The following is a 16445-nucleotide window of genomic DNA, read 5'->3' on the forward strand; positions in this document are numbered from 1 at the left end:
CTTTGTACTCACCCTCTCGGGCTTTCCTCCGGGCGCTTCCCTTCGGTCTTGCGTTTCCGACTCTATCAGACCGTTTCCGTATCCGATTTCCTCGGCGCTTTCCAGGTTCCCGCTTCCGCGTTTCCCTTTCCGGCGAGTCCGACTCTATCAGAACCTTTCGGGCCCGATTTCCTCGGTGCTTTCCAGGTAATCCGCTTTCGCGTTTCCCTTTCCAGCGACCCCAACTCTATCAGTGCTTTTCCGTCTCACTGATCACCGTCCCGCAGACATGCAGAAGGAGACCCCGAGATAGGATCTGACAAGTTGGGTGCTGCCGGGCAACGACGCTTGGTCACGCCGCTCAGCCTCAAGCAGGAGTACGACTCTACATGGGGTGCGGGAGCAGGCGCAAATCGTTTGCCCTGCTCCTCTACGGCACCAACCGGGACCTCTCGCACGGAACCGGCACTTCATATGACATACCCTGCTCAACAGTGCGCTGTCCGGGACAGACAGGCAGTGACGGCCCGTATAGATCTCCACCCCTCGGAGGCTCCCCATGACCACCGTGACGTCCCCTCTCGCAGGACGCGCCATCGGACTCGTCGCCGTACCGGACCCCGTGTTCTCCGGAGCGATGGTCGGCCCCGGCACGGCGATCGACCCCGTGCGTGAGCCCTCGGAGGCTGTCGCTCCCGTGGACGGAGTGATCGTCTCCCTTCACCCGCACGCGTTCGTCGTCGTCGACGGCGAGGGCCACGGCGTGCTCACGCACCTGGGCATCGACACCGTGCAGCTCAATGGCGAGGGCTTCGAGCTGCTCGTCAACAAGGGGGACACCGTGACGCGCGGCCAGAGCATCGTGCGGTGGAACCCCGCCGCCGTCGAGGCGGCCGGCAAATCCCCGGTGTGCCCGGTCGTGGCCCTCGAAGCCACGGCGGACTCCCTCTCCGGCGTTCGCGACGACGGCGACGTGAAGGCCGGCGACGAGCTCTTCGGCTGGCAGTGACTTCAACGCCGTCCTGGACGGCGCGTTCGACAACCATCACGGCGGCGATACCCGCCGCACTATCGGAGACGGGTGAGATGGAGACAACGCTGCGAGGCGTCGGCGTGAGCCACGGTGTGGCGATCGGCGAGGTTCGGCACATGGGGACGGCGGTTCTCGAACCGCCTGCCAAGCAGATCCCGGCGGAGGACGCGGCGCGCGAACAGGGACGCGCCCGCAAGGCCGTGGAGGCTGTGGCGGCCGACCTGATTGCGCGCGGCAATCTGGCGGGGGGCGAAGCCCAGGCGGTACTCGAAGCCCAGGCAATGATGGCCCAGGACCCCGAACTGATGGCGGATGTGGACCGGCGGATCGCCGTCGGCAGCACGGCCGAGCGTGCGGTCTACGACGCGCTGGCCGCGTACCGGGCGCTGCTGGCCGGCGCCGGTGAGTACCTCGCCGGACGCGTGGCCGATCTCGACGACGTGCGGAACCGTATCGTCGCTCGGCTGCTCGGCGTCCCCATGCCGGGTGTCCCGGACAGCGACGAGCCCTACGTCCTCATCGCCCGTGACCTCGCACCCGCCGACACCGCCCTGCTGGACCCCACCCTGGTCCTCGGCTTCGTCACGGAGGAGGGCGGCCCGACCAGCCACAGCGCGATCCTGGCGCGTGCGCTCGGTGTACCGGCCGTCGTGGCGCTCCCTGGTGCCGGTGAACTCGCCGAAGGCACCGTGATCGCCGTGGACGGCAGCACCGGTGAGATCTTCGTGGAGCCGAGCGCGGAGAAGAAGGCGCAGCTCGAGTCTGCGGCGGCCCAGCGCAAGGCGTCACTGTCCGCCTCGACGGGTCCGGGTGCCACCTCCGACGGACACAAGGTGCCGTTGCTGGCCAACGTCGGCGGTCCGGCGGACGTACCTGCAGCCGTGGAGGCCGGTGCCGAGGGCGTCGGTCTGTTCCGTACCGAATTCCTCTTTCTCGACGACAGTAAGCAGGCTCCGTCCGAGGAGAAGCAGGTCGAGGCGTACCGCCAGGTGCTCGAAGCCTTCCCCGAGGGCCGTGTCGTGGTGCGGGTGCTCGACGCGGGCGCGGACAAGCCGCTGGACTTCCTGACTCCGGCCGACGAGCCGAATCCCGCGCTCGGCGTGCGCGGTCTGCGTTCGCTGCTCGACCACCCCGATGTGCTGCGTACACAGCTCACCGCTCTCGCGAAGGCCGCGGAGGGGCTGCCGGTCTATCTCGAAGTGATGGCTCCTATGGTCGCGGACCGTACGGACGCCAAGGCGTTCGCGGACGCATGCCGTGCGGCGGGGCTGCGGGCGAAGTTCGGCGCGATGGTGGAGATCCCGTCGGCCGCGCTGCGGGCGCGGTCGATTCTGCAGGAGGTCGAGTTCCTCTCCCTGGGGACCAACGACCTCGCGCAGTACACGTTCGCTGCGGACCGCCAGGTGGGCGCGGTGTCCCGGCTGCAGGACCCGTGGCAGCCCGCGCTCCTCGACCTGGTCGCGCTCTCCGCCGAAGCGGCGAAGGCCGAGGGCAAGAGCTGTGGTGTCTGCGGTGAGGCCGCGTCCGACCCGCTGCTCGCCTGTGTGCTGACCGGTCTGGGCGTCACCTCCCTGTCGATGGGTGCCGCGTCGATCCCCTACGTGAGGTCCACGCTGGCGAAGTACACGTTGGCCCAGTGCGAACGCGCGGCCTCGGCTGCACGTGCCTCGGACACGGCGGACGAGGCGCGCACGGCGGCGCAGGCGGTGCTGTCCGGCGAGTAGTCGGCCGGCGCCGACCGCCGAGTGGCGGCGGTTCGTGGTGCGGAGGGGCGCTCCATCTGCGGATGGGGCGCCCCTTTCACGTTCAGTGCGTGTGGCCCGTCCTCTTTCCCTCGTCTCCGAGGTCGGGCGGTACGCAGTAGTCGACGCCTGATTCCGGGGAGACCAGATCGCCGGATTCGAGGTCGGTGCAGTAGGCGTCGAACACCTCCCCGGCGGTGAGGGGCTCCAGGTCGTCGCCGCGCAGGCGCCATCCGTAGACACGGTCGGTGGCGTCGCGTGTGGTGGTGCGCATGACGAGTCCGGCGGCGCTCCGGGTGGCGATGCCGAGGGCCAGGACGGTGGTGAATTCGAGGGCCTCGGATTCGTCGAGGCGTGTGGCGCCTTCGGTGCGGCTCTCCGCCCGGAGTACGGCCACGATCGTGTCGGGTGCTGTCGAGACGCTGCACACCAGGTGGAGGTCTCCCGGGCCCGCGGTGTCGACGACGCGGGTGAGGAGGTGGGCGGCGCGGATGAAGGAGGCGCGGCCGATGTCCTCGCCGCAGGTCGCGCAGGTGCCGATGCGGGCCAGAAGCGTGGTCGCGTACTCCCAGGTGGCTCGGCGGACCGCTTCGTCGACGAGGTCCGGGACCAGCTCGTCAAGGGGTTGTCCGTCGTAGGGAACGGTGGGACCGGTCGCTGCCAGTTGCGCGGTGAAGAGGGTACGGCTGGCCGGGGTGTCGGGTTCCAGGCCGCTTCCGGCGCAGTATTCGGCGTACTCCTCGGGGTCGAAGAGTGCCACCGTTGTGTGACCGCCCTGAGCCGCGAGGGTCTTCAGCAGGGCTTCGACCTGCCTGAGATAGGTCGTGTGGTCGTCGAAGGCGAAGGTGCGGTAGCGCCGCATCGCCCGGAAGTCCTGTTCGTCGGTCAGCAGGCCGATGGTGCCGGCGATTTCGCGGCGCAGGACGCGTCGCATGGTGTGGTGCTGGGTGTGCGCCATGTTTCCCCCTGTGCACAGTCGATCAATGCTCACTCACAGTAATGGTTGGCACTGACAGCGCGGGGCGGGAGAGCCGGTCACGCACAAGGCGATGCTGAAAGATGCAGGTCATGGCTATGGTCGTGCCGAAGAAGGTCCAGCCGAGGGGGCCGGTGGCGATAGCCGCAGTCACGGCGAGTGGTCCGATGCTGCGTTGCCCGGCCTGCGCCAGTCCGTGGACGCCGAGGTAGGCGCCCTGCGCGGTGTCCGGGGCGAGGGCTACTGAGAGCTCCCAGGAGACAGCGGCGTGGAGCATCTCCGCAACCGTGAAAGTGGTGGCGGCCGCGGTCAGGGAGAGGGTCACGGCCACGACTCCGCCCTCGGCCGAGAGGGCCATGGCGACGCCTCCGAGGCCGAAGAAGGCGGAGAGCGGGAGGAGCAGCGTTCGGGCCGCGGCCGTTGTGGCGCCGAATCGGGCCAGGGGGACCTGGAGGACCACGACCATCACGTTGTTGAGGACCATCAGCAGCGGCGCGAGGCCGTGGGGAACCCGGTCGGAGTGGGCGATGCACAGCGGCAGGCCGACCTTGAACACGGCGTCGTCGAGGCAGAGGACGGTCTCGGTGGCGACGTACGCGAGGTACGTGCGGTCGCGCCAGGGACTGGCGGGTCGTGCCGCTGGGACCGGGGCCTTCGATGTGGTGATCGTGCGGGTGGCCGAGGGCGGTTCGCCACAGCGGGCGGTCGCGAGGGCGACGGCCACGAACGAGAGGGCGTCGCCCGCGAGCAGCCATTGGTACGCGGTGGCGGTCCCGATGGTGAGGGCGCCGGCCGCGACGAGGCCTCCCAGTGCCCAACCGGCATTGGCGACGGTGCGGTTGACGGCTTGGTAGCGGACTCGGCCGGATCCCGAGACGCGGGTGGCGTAGAGCTTGGTCAGGACGCTCGCGGCACGGTCGCCGAAACTGCCCGCGGCGGAGAAGACCACGAGAAGGGCGTAGTTGTCGGTGGTCAGCAGCGCGAAGGAGGCGAGGGCGCGCAGGAGCTGGAGCGCGATCAGGACGCGGGTGAGCGGCAGGCGGTCGGCGATGCGCCCGCCGAGGGGTGGGCCGGCGATGCCGACGACTCCCGCCGCCGCCACGAGAGTGCCGATCTGTGCGACCGAGAGACCGGCTACGTAGGTGAAGTACAGGACGGAGACGGATGCCCACAGCCCGCTGCCGACGCGGTCGATCAGGGTGATCCAGAGCATTCTTCGGCCGTCGGGACCTCCTGGAACGCGTATCGGCCGTGTGGCTGCGCGACGTGTCGGACCCACTGCTCCCCCTTGCCCCGAAGTATGTATTGATACATACTTTGCTTCGTGGCAGAACAATATTGGATCAGCGGTACGACGGCCAAGGGAATTGCCGCGTCCGTCGAACGCGGCGTGGCTGAAGGCGCCTTGGAGCCGGGCACGGCGCTCCCCCCGGTGCGCGGCCTGGCCGACCGGCTCGGTGTGAGCCCGGGGACGGTCGCGACGGCGTACAAGGAACTTCGGCAGCGCGCGATCGTGGTGACCCGCGGGCGCGGCGGGACCGTGGTCGCTGCCGCGCCCGCGGTGGCGTCACGTCGGCCGCCGCGCGTTCCGGACGGGCTGCGCGACCTGGCGGGCGGACATCCGGACCCCGCGCTGCTTCCCCTGCTGGTGCCGCCGTCGCGGCTTTCCCCGGGGGCGCGCTCGCATCGCGCTACGCCCCGCCTGGCGCGGCTCGAGGGGGCGGTGCGCGACTGGCTGGAGCCCGACGAAGTGCCGGCTGAGCACGTGACGTTCGCTCATGGCGCGCTGGATCTGATCGGTCGGCTGCTGTCGGTGGAGCTGCGTCCGGGGGACGCGGTCGCGATGGAGGATCCCGGCTATCACCATCTGCTCGATCTGGTCCCGGCGCTGGGACTGCGCACGGTTCCGGTCGCGGTGGACGACCAGGGCATCCGCCCGGAGGCCTTGCGAGCGGCTCTACGGGCGGGGGTACGCGCGGTGGTGTGCAGCCCGCGGGCGCAGAATCCCTGCGGCGGCAGCTTCTCAAGGGAACGGCGGGACGCGCTCGTGGACGTGCTCCAGGCGGCACCAGATGTGCTGGTCGTGGAGAACGATCATGCGTCGTCGGTCGCTGACGCGCCCCTGCACACCCTGGCCTCGGGCGGTCTGAACCGCTGGGTCCACGTGCGCACGGTGAGCAAGTTCCTGGGGACCGATCTGCGGTGGGCGGCGGCGGCCTGTGATCCGACGACCCTGGCCCGGCACGACGGGCGCCTGCTGCTCACGTCGGGCTGGGTCAGTCATCTGCTGCAGGAGACGGTGCACGGGCTGATGACGGACGAGAGCACGCGCGCGTTGGTGGCACGCGCCCAGGAGACCTACGCGCTGCGCCGGAACGCGCTGCGCCGTGAACTCGCCGACCGCGGCACGACGGCCCACGGCATGAGCGGGATCAACGTCTGGGTACCCGTGCGGGACGAGTCCGCCGTCGTGAACGGGCTGCGTTCGTACGGATGGTGGGTCGCGGCGGGCGCGCGCTTCAGGACCTCGGCCGCGCCCGGAGTACGCATCTCGGTCGCGGAACTCTCACCCGCCGACGCAGTGCGCCTGGCCTCGGACTTCGCGGCTGTGCTCGGCGAGTCCGAGGCCACCTACGGGGGCTGATCAGCCGCGCTCGCGGGCCAGCTCTTCGTAGAAGCGCAGGAGTTCGACGTTGTCCACGGAACCGACGTTGACGGCCTTCTCCATGGGGGCGCCCTGGAGTAGGCGCTTGACCGGTACCTCGATGCGCTTGCCGGTCAGGGTGTGCGGCACTCCGGGTACCTCGATGACCTCGTCGGGGACGTGGCGGGGGGAGAGCTGTTCGCGGATGGTCTTCTTGATGCGGTTCAGGAGAGCCTCGTCCAGGACTGCTCCGGGGGCGAGGTGGACGAAGAGCGGCATCCAGTAGCCGCCGTCGGGCTGCTCGACGCCGATGACGAGCGACTCCTTGATCTCGGGGAGACGCTCTACGGCTTCGTAGATGTCGGCCGAGCCCATCCGGACGCCCTGCCGGTTGAGCGTCGAATCGGAGCGGCCGTGGATGACGACCGAGCCTCGTGAGGTGACGGTGATCCAGTCGCCGTGGCGCCACACTCCGGGATATGTGTCGAAGTAACTGTCGTGATAGCGGCTGCCGTCGGGGTCGTTCCAGAAGCGGATCGGCATCGACGGCATCGGGTTGGTGACGACCAGTTCGCCGACCTCGTCGGTGAGGGGTTTTCCGCTGGGGTCCCAGGACTGGAGGTCGGTGCCGAGGCCGGCGGCCTGGAGCTCGCCGATGTACACGGGGAGTGTCGGAACCGCTCCGGCGAAGCAGGAGCAGACATCGGTGCCGCCGCTGACGGAGGCGATCCACAGGTCGTCGCGGACCTCGTCGTGCAGCCAGCGGAATCCGTCGGGCGGCAGCGGCGAGCCGGTGGTGGCGACGCAGCGCACGCGGCTGAGGTCGAAGTCGCGCGAGGGGTGGACGCCCGCCTTCCGGCACGCCATGACGTAGGCGGCGGACGTCCCGTAGAGGGTCGCTCCGGTACGTTCGGCGATGCGCCACTGGGCGCCCGTGTCCGGGTACCCGGGGCTGCCGTCGTAGAGCACGATCGTGGTGCCCGTGAGCAGGCCGGAGACGAGGAAGTTCCACATCATCCAGCCGGTGGACGTGTACCAGAAGAAGCGGTCCTCGGGGCCCAGGTCGCAGTGCAGGCCGAGCTGCTTGAGGTGTTCGACGAGGATGCCGCCCTGGGACTGGACGATGGCCTTGGGGAGGCCGGTCGTGCCGGAGGAGTAGAGCACCCACAGGGGGTGGTCGAAGGGCACCTGCTCGAAGACGGGCTCCACGTCGGCGGAGGTCAGGGCCGACCAGTCCAGGGCGCCCTCGGGTGCCTCGGTGCCCAGCAGCGGGATGTGCACGACGGCGCGCAGGGTGGGCAGTTCACGGCGCAGTTCGGCGACCGTGTCACGGCGGTCGTGCTCCTTGCCGCCGTAGCGGTAGCCGTCGACGGTGAACAGGACCACGGGTTCGATCTGCTGGAAGCGGTCGAGGACGCTGCGGGCGCCGAAGTCGGGGGCGCAGGACGTCCAGACACCGCCGACGGCGGCTGTGGCGAGCAGGGCGACCACGGCCTGGGGGATGTTCGGGAGGTAGCCGCTGACGCGGTCTCCCGGGCGTACGCCGAGGGTGCGCAGTTCGGCGGCCAGGGAGCCGACCTGGCGGCGCAGGTCGGACCAGGTCACGGGAACGGCCTCGTGGGTCTCGTCGACATACAGGAGGGCCGGTTCGTCCGCGCGGGTCTGCGCTGCGCGCAGGGCGTGCTCCGCGTAGTTGAGGGACCCTCCGGGGAACCATGCGGCGCCGGGCATGGAGCGGTCGCCGAGCACGCACGCGTAGGGGGTCGAAAACCGTACGTCGAACCACTCGGTGACGGCTTTCCAGAACGTGTCCAGCTCGTCGACCGACCAGCGGTGCAGGGCCGCGTAGCCGCCGTCGGACGGGGCTCCGTGGCGTTCGGCCGCCCAGGCCTGGAACTTCGTGACCTGCGCCTGGGCGATGACCTCGTCGGTGGGCTGCCAGAGCGGTGAGGGGTTCGTGGTGGACATGGGGCGGCTCCCGGGCTGTGCGCGTCGTGTGCGTCGGTCGCGCACGAGCGGGGGTGTGCGCGTCACGCGGCTGACACGGACGATGCCATGTGATCGACTTCTGCACCAGGGCACGCCGCACATAGTCGGCGACATGAAGATGTGGCGTCACTACAGGTGAACGGCAGTTGAACGGCTCACTCTTCGGGCGTCCGTAGTGGCAGGGTGAGCAGCATGGACGGTCGTGACCTGGTGCGTTCGGTGAAAGCGGTCGGCTCGGGGGGTGCCACTCAGGGGTTGCTCACAGTGCGGGCCGCGTGGCGTAGGAGGCGTGCCGACGCCAGCGGGTTGCCGCAGCGGGGCGCCGAGCGGGCACGCGTTCCCGGGCCAGTGCTCGGTGTGGAGCCGGGCCCCGGCGGCGGAGTCGTCCGCTTCACCCGCTCGGAGCTGCGGATCACGGTCACGGTGGGCGGAGCGGTGTTCTGGGGCTGGGACGCGGTCGCGCCGGAGCCGTCGTACGCCCTCGCGGGCCGCTGCCCCGAGCCGGACCCGCGGGCCGTGCTGGAGCCCGACAAGGACGGCGGCTGGCGGGTCGTGGCCGAGCGGGTCACGGTCGTGGTCTCACGGCACGGCTCGGTCCAGGTGCTTACCCCCGGTGGGGTGATCCTGCGTCGCGATCTGCCGCCCCGGTGGTGGGAGCCTGTCGACGGCGGCGTGGCGCGCTGGATGCAGCGCTCCGAAGTGGCGGCCGACGCCCGCTTCTTCGGTCTCGGCGGACGTGCGGCGGGTACCCGGCTGGGGGACGGGACGTACCGGCTGTGGAACACGGACCCCGGACAGGCTTTCGGGCCGGGCGACGATCCGCTGTATCTCACGATGCCCGTGCAGATGGTGGTGGCCGACGCGGCCACACATCTCGTGTTCCACGACACCTCGTGGGACGGCACCGTGACATTGCACGAGGGCAAGGAGGGCGCCGGCTCCGGGCACGACCGGGCCGGATCGTGCGAACTGCGCATGGACGGCGGCCCGCTGCGCTGCTGGGTGATGGTGGGGACTCCCGCGCGCGTGCTGCATTCCTGGGCGTCGCTGACCGGCGCCGCCGCGCTGCCGCCCGGATGGGCCCTGGGCTACCAGCACGCGCGGTGGGGCTTCGGCGGCGAGCAGGAGGTGCGCAGGATCGTGGCGGGCTATCAGGAGCGCGGCCTGCCGCTCGACGCCGTACATCTGGACATCGACCACTACGACGCCCACCAGGTGTTCACGGTCGATCGCGACGCCTTCCCGAAGCTTCCCGTGCTCGCGGAGGAGCTGCGGCGCGACGGAATCCGTCTGGTGTCCGTCATCGGCCCGGCGGTCAAGGCCGAGCCGGGCAACGCCGTGTACGACAGCGGTCTCGCCGAGGACGCCTTTGTGCGGGATGCCTCGGGACAGCTTGTACGGGGGGTCGTATGGCCCGGAGAGTCCGTGTATCCGGACTTCACGGACGCGCGGGCACGCGCGTGGTGGGGCGGGCTCTACGAGGAGCGGCTCGCACAGGGGTTCGCGGGGTTCTGGCACGGCATGAACGAGCCGACGTCGTTCACGGCCTTCGGGGAGTCGACACTGCCGCGCTCCTCCCGGCACTCCCTGGAGGGCCGCGGCGGTGACCACCGCGAGGCGCACAACGTGTACGCGCTGGGCATGGCCCGGGCCGCCTACGAGGGACTGCGGGAACTCGCGCCCACGGAGCGGCCGTTCCTCTTCTCGCGTTCCGGGTGGGCGGGACTGCAGCGCTACGGAGGGGCCTGGTCCGGGGACGTGGCCACGGGCTGGCCCGGCTTGCGGGCGTCGTTGTCCCTGGTGATGGGGCTCGGGCTGTGCGGGGTGCCGTATTCGGGACCTGACGTGGGCGGCTTCGACGGCAGCCCGTCGCCCGAGCTCTATCTGCGGTGGTTCCAGCTCGGAGCGTACCTCCCGCTGTTCCGTACTCACGCGAGCCTGCGAGCCGGGCGCAGGGAGCCCTGGGAGTTCGGTGACGAGGTGCTGGCGCACGCGCGCGTGGCGCTCGTCGAACGGCGGCGGCTGCTCCCGTACTTCATGACCCTGGCGCATCTGGCGCGCCGCACGGGTGCCCCGTATGTCCGCCCGCTGTGGTGGGGCAATCCGGAGGACCGGGCGTTGCGCGACTGCGAGGACGCCTTCCTGCTGGGCGACAGCCTTCTCGTGGCGCCGGTACTGGACCACGGGGCGGTGCGGCGGCCGGTGCAACTGCCGCGGGGGCGTTGGTACGACACGGTCACCGAGAAGGCGTACGAGGGGCCGGCGCAGGTCCTGGTCGACGCCCCCTTGTCGCGTATCCCGGTGTTCGCGCGGGCCGGTACCCTCCTGCCCGTGCTCGGCGCCGACGGTGGTCTGGAGCTGGAGGCGTGGGCGCCCGCGCGGGGGCGCAGCGGAGGTGGGCTCGTCGTCCCGGACGCGGGCGACGGCTGGGACGAACCGGAGGCCGAGCGCTATGTGACCCGCTGGGAAGGGGACGAGCTGGTGGTGCGACGGGCGGGCGGCCAAGGAGGCCTCAGCGAGCCGCCGTATCCCCTGCGGGTGCGGGGTCTGGGGGCGCGCTGACGTTCAGATGTACCGTCCCTCGAACCACGCTCGGACCGCCAGGGTATGGAGCGGGAAGGCGAGTTCGGCCGGCCGGCGCAGCAGATGCCAGCCTTCCGTCTCGTCGGTGGCCGCCGACCGGGGCAGTTCGGCGGCGGGGCGCTCCGGGAGGAGCCCGAAGAGCAGCAGATGGCCCGCGGGAGAGCTCATCGCGTCGGCGAGCCGGACTTCCCTGCTCGCCACGTCGATGCCCGTCTCCTCCTTGAGCTCGCGCACGACGGCGTGCCGCCAGTCCTCCCGGTGGTCGATGAACCCCCCGGGCAGGGCGACGCCCCCACGCGCGGGGGCGATGGTCCGGGTGATGACGACCAGGGCCGCGCCCCTGTCGTCGTAGACGGGTTGCAGGGCCACCGCGACCGGCAGCGGGTTGCGGTAGGCGACCGTGCCGCAGGCGGCACAGGTGCGGGGCCAGCCGGAGATGCTCTCTCCGTGACGGGCACCACAGCTCGAGCAGTGCGAATCGGGCGCGAAGTCGGCGGGTGGGTGCGGGGTTTCGGACACGCCGCGGACTGTAGCGGATCACCCTTCGGACGTCTTCAGGACGGACCGGATGGGGTGGCGGAGGCGGGGAGGCCAGGACGGGGGCCGGAACCACCCCCGTGAGCCCCGGCCCCCCGGCAGGTACTCAGACGCCCGGGGGCGCCCGTTGGTTCGCCCGGACGCCCTGCCCAATTCCCGTGGCGCGTGACACACTTCTGACGTTCCGTCAGATCCAGTGTCGTGGAGGGACCTTGTCACACACACGCACACCTGTGGTCGCCAGGTGGTTCACCGGGGAAGGGAACGACTTCCGTCTGCTCGGCACACGTTGCTCGGCGTGCACCTCGGTCTTCTTCCCCCGCGAGGACGCCTTCTGCCGCAATCCGGGGTGTACGGGGGACGATTTGGCCGAGGTGGCGTTGTCCCGCCGTGGCCGTGTCTGGTCCTACACCGACAGCCGGTACCGGCCCCCGTCACCCTATGTGACCGACCCGGAACTCTCGTGGGAGCCCTTCGCGTTGATTGCTGTGGAGCTGGCATCCGAGCGCCTCGTGGTTCTCGGCCAGGCAGCTCCCGGGATCACCGTCGCCGATCTGACGGTGGGCATGGAGGTGGAGGTCGTCCCCGGTGTGCTGCACGAGGGCACGGAGACGACCTGGACGACGTGGCACTGGCGGCCGACAGGAGCGACGGGATGAAGAGCACATGGCGGACGGGGGTGACGGCGTGACCGGTGATGTGGCGGTTCTCGGTGTGGGAATGCACCCCTGGGGCAAGTGGGGGCGGAGTTTCGTCGAGTACGGGGTCGCGGCGGCGCGCGCCGCACTGAAGGACGCGGGAATCGACTGGCGGGACGTCGACTCGATCGTGGGCGCCGACACCGTGCGCGGAGGCTATCCGGGGTACGTGGCGGGGGCGGCGTTCGCGAAGGCACTGGGGTGGCAGGGAGCCCGCGTCGCAAGCGTGTACGCGGCGTGCGCCTCGGGGGCGCAGGCACTCTGCACGGCGCGTGCGCAGATCCTCTCAGGCCTCGCGAAGGTGGTCCTCGTGGTGGGTGCGGACGCGGCGCCCAAGGGATTCTTCCGCCCCGTCGGCGGGGACCGTCCGGACGATCCGGACTGGCTGCGCTTCCGAGTCCTCGGGGCGACGAATCCGACGTATTTCGGGCTGTACGCGCGGCGCCGAATGGCCCTGTACGGCGACACTCCGGAGGACTTCGCCCAGGTCAAGGTGAAGAACGCGACCCTGGGCGCTCTCAACCCCAAGGCGCGCTACCGCAAGCGGGTCACGGCCGAAGAGGTCGCCGCGTCGGCCGTGGTCGCCGATCCGCTGCGGCTGCTCGACATCTGCGCGACCTCCGACGGAGGCGCCGCCGTGGTGCTGGCCGGGATGGACTTCGCCCGCCGGCACGGGCCGTCCGAGCCGGTGCGGATCCGCGCCGTGTCGACCGTGACGCCGCGATATCCCAACACCGTGCTCGATCTGCCGGACATCGCCACCGATTCCGCGGTCGCCGTGGAACCCCCGGCCGGCACGTTTCGGTCGTCCATCGCTCAGGCGGCCTACGAGGAGGCGGGCATCGGACCGGAGGATCTCTCGTTCGCCGAGGTGTACGACCTGTCGACCGCCCTGGAACTGCAGTGGTACGAGGACCTCGGGCTCTGCGGGGAGGGCGAAGCCGCCAAACTGCTGCGCGAAGGCGTGACGGCACTCGGCGGGCGCATACCGGTGAACGTCAGCGGCGGGCTCGCTTCCTTCGGAGAGGCCGTTCCGGCCCAGGCCATCGCCCAGGTGTGCGAGCTGACGTGGCAGTTGCGGGGCGGCGCGGGTGACCGACAGGTCGCCGGGGCACGGGTGGGGATCACCGCTAACCAGGGGCTGTTCGGACATGGCTCTTCGGTCGTGGCGGTGCGGTAGCGCCGTGGCGCTCCGCGCCCGGCCGGGGGGATTCGGTGGACCGGTCCGCTTTCCACGGATCCTGGGGTTGACCCCTTGCGCCCCTTGCGCCCCTTGCGCCCCGTGCCACTCGGGCGACCCTGCGATCGAACCGGTTTCGGCAGGGAGGTGCGCGCGGCTCGTCCGAGCTCCCGTACACCCATTGTGACGAACCGGGAATCGTGCGTGAACACCTCATGAATCGCCCACCGGCGTAGGCCGACGGCGGCACCATGCTGTGGTGCCCTCCTGGACGGATATTGTCCGCTTCGCCTTCCAGCCGGTCGTCAATCTGACGACCGGAGGGGTCACGGCGCTGGAGATACTCGCCCGTCCGGAGTCCGGCGACATCCTGGCGCAGGCCCGCCGCGACCCCGAACTCGACGGTCGGCTGGCCGCGTTGGCGATCCGGGCCGCCACCCGCAAGGAGACGCTCCTCCCCCTGCACGTCAACGTGTTCGCCGGCACCCTGGCCGACCTCGGCGGGCTCTCGGCACTGCGGAACGAGGTGCGGGAAGCCGGACGGCTGCCCTGGGAGGTCACCGTCGACATCGGCCCGCCATACACGCACGTGCCGCAGCACGCCCTGCTGGAGGCTGTGGCAGCGGTTCGCGGCGAGGGCTTCCGGATCTGCGCGGACGGCATCGGCGACGGTGACGTGCCCCTGCGCCTGCTCACGGATCTGGCGCCCGAGCTGATGAAGCTCGACGTGTCCCTGCTGTCGCGGCCCGCCGCGGTGCGGGCGATGCGGACGCTGTGCGAACAACTGGGTGCGCTGCTGTCCGTCGAAGGGGTCGAGACGGAACTGCAGTGCGCCGCCGCGGTGTCCGCGGGTGCGCAGCTCGCGCAGGGCGAACTGTTCGCGCCGCCCGCCCGGCTGCCCTCGGCGGACGTATACGTTCCGGCGCTGTCGCCCGGCGTCCGCAGCACGCCCCGGTCCGGACCGTCCGTACGGCAGTTCGTACGCCCGGCCGCGCTGCTGCCGACCACCGCGTCGGCGGGACAGGTCAGGGCGCTGCTCACCGGTTCGCCCGACGTGTCCGGGGTGTTGCTCGTGGACCCGTCCGGGAAGCTGGTCCGCTCGGTGCACCGGTCACGGTTCCTGTTGGCGATGTCCGGGCCCTACGGGCACGCGCTGTACGCCGATCGGCCCGCCTCCAAGCTCGGTGATCCACCACGCACGGTCGGCGTCGACGCCACGGCCTGGGAGGTGCTCGACGTCGTCGCGGACGGGGACCGGGGCCGTACGTCCGACGATGTCGCGGTCGTCGACCGGCACGGGCGGTGTGTCGGGGTCGTACGCCTCGCGGACCTCGTACGGGCGCTGTCCGAGAACCGGGTCGAGGAGGCTGCGGGGCTCAACCCGCTGACCCGGCTGCCCGGTTCGGACGCGATCACCGGGGAGGTGGACCAGCGGATCGCGGACGGCCGGATGTTCGCTCTGAGCTGGCTGGACATCGACCATTTCAAGCAGGTCAACGACAGGGCGGGATTCGCAGCCGGCGACGAGCTGATCCGGGCGGTGGGGCGGGCGCTGCAGTTCTCGGCCTCCGAGGCGACGCTCGTCGGGCACATCGGCGGCGACGACTTCCTGGTCCTCGCCGACCCGGACATCCTCGACCCGCTGGCCGCCTCGGTGCTCGACGCACCCTGGGCGGCCGGCGGCCGCGCCGTCACCCTGTCGCTGGCCACGGTGCTGTGCGCCCCCGGCAGTGTGATCGACCACCGGCAGGCGGCCGCCTCTCTGGCACCCCTCAAACAGGCCGCCAAAGCTCTGGACGGGGCGAGTTGGGTGCTCGGGCGCGCGGGGCTGCCCGGTCATGAGATCCGCCGCGGCGCGAGGGCGCCGATGGAGCCGTACGGGCAGACGCTGACCGGCTGACCGGCTGACCGGCTGACCGGCTGACCGGCTGACCGGCTGACCGGCTGACCAAGAATGGTCGCTCGTGCGGCGTCGGCCCTTTCCGCGACGCGTCGTCTTCGTGCCCGCGAACCGTTGCGGTCCGCGAGCTTGACGCCCCCTGGGCGCCGGAGAACACTTCCGGGTGTCAGTCGGCATCGCCGCATTCGGACGTCTTCAGGCACCGCACCGCTCGGGTCTCCGACCGGTGCCCAGGCCGTCCCCCACGGGCGATTCCGCCGCGACGGCACGCTCGTCACGGACGCCGGGCGGGGCGCGGGATCTCCCTGCCTTCGGTTGAAGCAGCCATGGGAAACGCACCCTGCACGGTAGCCCGGAGCGGAACCGCCCCGGGCGAGAGCCTAGGAGCCGCCATGAGCGACGGAGACATCTTTGTCGGCGAGTTGATCGGCACCGCGATCCTGATTCTGTTCGGCGCGGGTGTGTGCGCCGCTGTCACCCTGAACAAATCCAAGGCCCAGGGAGCGGGCTGGGTCGTCATCGCCTTCGGGTGGGGCTTCGGCGTCCTCGCCGGCGCCTACACCTCGGCGCCGCTGTCGGGAGGGCAGATCAACCCGGCGGTCACCATCGGATTCGCGATCGAGGGCTCGACCAAGTGGTCGGACGTGCCCTTCTACCTCCTCGGGCAGTTCGCCGGAGCCATCATCGGGGCGGTCCTGTGCTGGCTGCTCTACCTCGGCCAGTTCAACCTCAACGCCGAGGAGGACAAGGCCATCGAGACCTTGGGGATCTTCTCGACGCGGCCCGAGATCGACAACCCGGTGCAGAACCTGCTCACCGAGATCATCGCCACGGCCGCCCTGATGCTGCCCATCCTGGGGCTGGTCGGCGGCAGCAGGCACGTCGCCGGCATCGGCGACGCGGGCCTGCCGGTCCTGCTCATCTCCTTCCTCGTCGTCGGCATCGGCCTGTCACTGGGCGGCCCGACCGGGTACGCCATCAATCCGGCCCGCGACCTGGGGCCGCGCCTCACCCACGCGCTGCTTCCGATTCCCAACAAGGGCACCTCGGAGTGGAGATACTCCTGGATTCCGGTGGTCGGCCCGATCGCGGGTGCCGCCATCGGCGCCGGGATCTACAACGTTGCCTTCTGACGAGAACGCCGCCACCCCGAGAGCGCGGCCGCCTGACGACGCCCAGCCACC

Annotated in this window: 12 protein-coding genes; 8 read left to right on the forward strand and 4 right to left on the reverse strand. The window is 70.7% G+C overall.

From position 1 onward, the window contains the following. Positions 1-538: 538 nt before the first annotated feature. Both ACFYW8_RS17395 and ptsP read left to right on the forward strand, forming a co-directional pair. The gene (locus ACFYW8_RS17395) at positions 539-988 is read left to right on the forward strand and encodes a PTS glucose transporter subunit IIA (RefSeq protein WP_365878690.1); all 450 of its coding nucleotides are present in this window, start codon (positions 539-541) and stop codon (positions 986-988) included. Between the two features lie 77 nt (positions 989-1065). Beyond that, positions 1066-2736 (forward strand): phosphoenolpyruvate--protein phosphotransferase, encoded by a 1671-nt coding sequence (gene ptsP / locus ACFYW8_RS17400; RefSeq protein ID WP_389075173.1) that lies wholly within the window; start codon positions 1066-1068, stop codon positions 2734-2736. Positions 2737-2818: 82 nt separating this feature from the next. Here ptsP and ACFYW8_RS17405 read toward each other — a convergent pair whose 3' ends face one another. Together ACFYW8_RS17405 and ACFYW8_RS17410 are read right to left on the reverse strand one after the other, a co-directional pair. Beyond that, positions 2819-3712, reverse strand: a complete 894-nt coding sequence (locus tag ACFYW8_RS17405) for a hypothetical protein (protein WP_389075176.1) — start codon at positions 3710-3712, stop codon at positions 2819-2821. A 22-nt stretch (positions 3713-3734) separates the two neighbouring features. After that, on the reverse strand, positions 3735-4943 hold the full coding sequence (locus tag ACFYW8_RS17410) for an MFS transporter (protein ID WP_389075179.1): 1209 nt from the start codon (positions 4941-4943) through the stop codon (positions 3735-3737). Between the two features lie 111 nt (positions 4944-5054). On the opposite strand from ACFYW8_RS17410, the gene ACFYW8_RS17415 reads away from it, so the two are divergent. After that, positions 5055-6374, forward strand: coding sequence for an aminotransferase class I/II-fold pyridoxal phosphate-dependent enzyme (locus ACFYW8_RS17415; protein ID WP_389075183.1), 1320 nt, complete (start codon positions 5055-5057; stop codon positions 6372-6374). Here the strand turns inward: ACFYW8_RS17415 and ACFYW8_RS17420 are convergent, their stop codons facing one another. Beyond that, a complete protein-coding gene (locus tag ACFYW8_RS17420; protein WP_389075187.1) occupies positions 6375-8342 on the reverse strand; it encodes an acetoacetate--CoA ligase in 1968 nt (655 codons plus the stop codon). A 213-nt stretch (positions 8343-8555) separates the two neighbouring features. Here ACFYW8_RS17420 and ACFYW8_RS17425 point away from each other — a divergent pair, with 213 nt between their 5' ends. Further along, the gene (locus tag ACFYW8_RS17425) at positions 8556-10925 is read left to right on the forward strand and encodes a TIM-barrel domain-containing protein (protein WP_389075190.1); all 2370 of its coding nucleotides are present in this window, start codon (positions 8556-8558) and stop codon (positions 10923-10925) included. A gap of 3 nt (positions 10926-10928) precedes the next feature. On the opposite strand, the gene ACFYW8_RS17430 is transcribed toward ACFYW8_RS17425, so the two are convergent. Next, positions 10929-11465: an NUDIX domain-containing protein gene (locus ACFYW8_RS17430; protein WP_365878704.1), complete on the reverse strand. Its 537-nt coding sequence runs from the start codon at positions 11463-11465 to the stop codon at positions 10929-10931. A gap of 251 nt (positions 11466-11716) precedes the next feature. Here ACFYW8_RS17430 and ACFYW8_RS17435 point away from each other — a divergent pair, with 251 nt between their 5' ends. The 4 genes from ACFYW8_RS17435 to ACFYW8_RS17450 all read left to right on the forward strand — a co-directional run bounded on the left by ACFYW8_RS17435 (position 11717) and on the right by ACFYW8_RS17450 (position 16394). Then, positions 11717-12142, forward strand: coding sequence for a Zn-ribbon domain-containing OB-fold protein (locus ACFYW8_RS17435; RefSeq protein WP_389076184.1), 426 nt, complete (start codon positions 11717-11719; stop codon positions 12140-12142). A 7-nt stretch (positions 12143-12149) separates the two neighbouring features. Further along, positions 12150-13361, forward strand: coding sequence for a lipid-transfer protein (locus ACFYW8_RS17440; RefSeq protein ID WP_389075197.1), 1212 nt, complete (start codon positions 12150-12152; stop codon positions 13359-13361). A gap of 259 nt (positions 13362-13620) precedes the next feature. Beyond that, the gene (locus ACFYW8_RS17445; RefSeq protein WP_389075202.1) at positions 13621-15261 is read left to right on the forward strand and encodes a GGDEF domain-containing protein; all 1641 of its coding nucleotides are present in this window, start codon (positions 13621-13623) and stop codon (positions 15259-15261) included. A gap of 392 nt (positions 15262-15653) precedes the next feature. Then, on the forward strand, positions 15654-16394 hold the full coding sequence (locus ACFYW8_RS17450) for an MIP/aquaporin family protein (protein WP_365878710.1): 741 nt from the start codon (positions 15654-15656) through the stop codon (positions 16392-16394). Positions 16395-16445: the final 51 nt, after the last annotated feature.

Source organism: Streptomyces sp. NPDC002742 (assembly GCF_042888885.1).
In the GTDB taxonomy this organism is placed as follows: domain Bacteria; phylum Actinomycetota; class Actinomycetes; order Streptomycetales; family Streptomycetaceae; genus Streptomyces.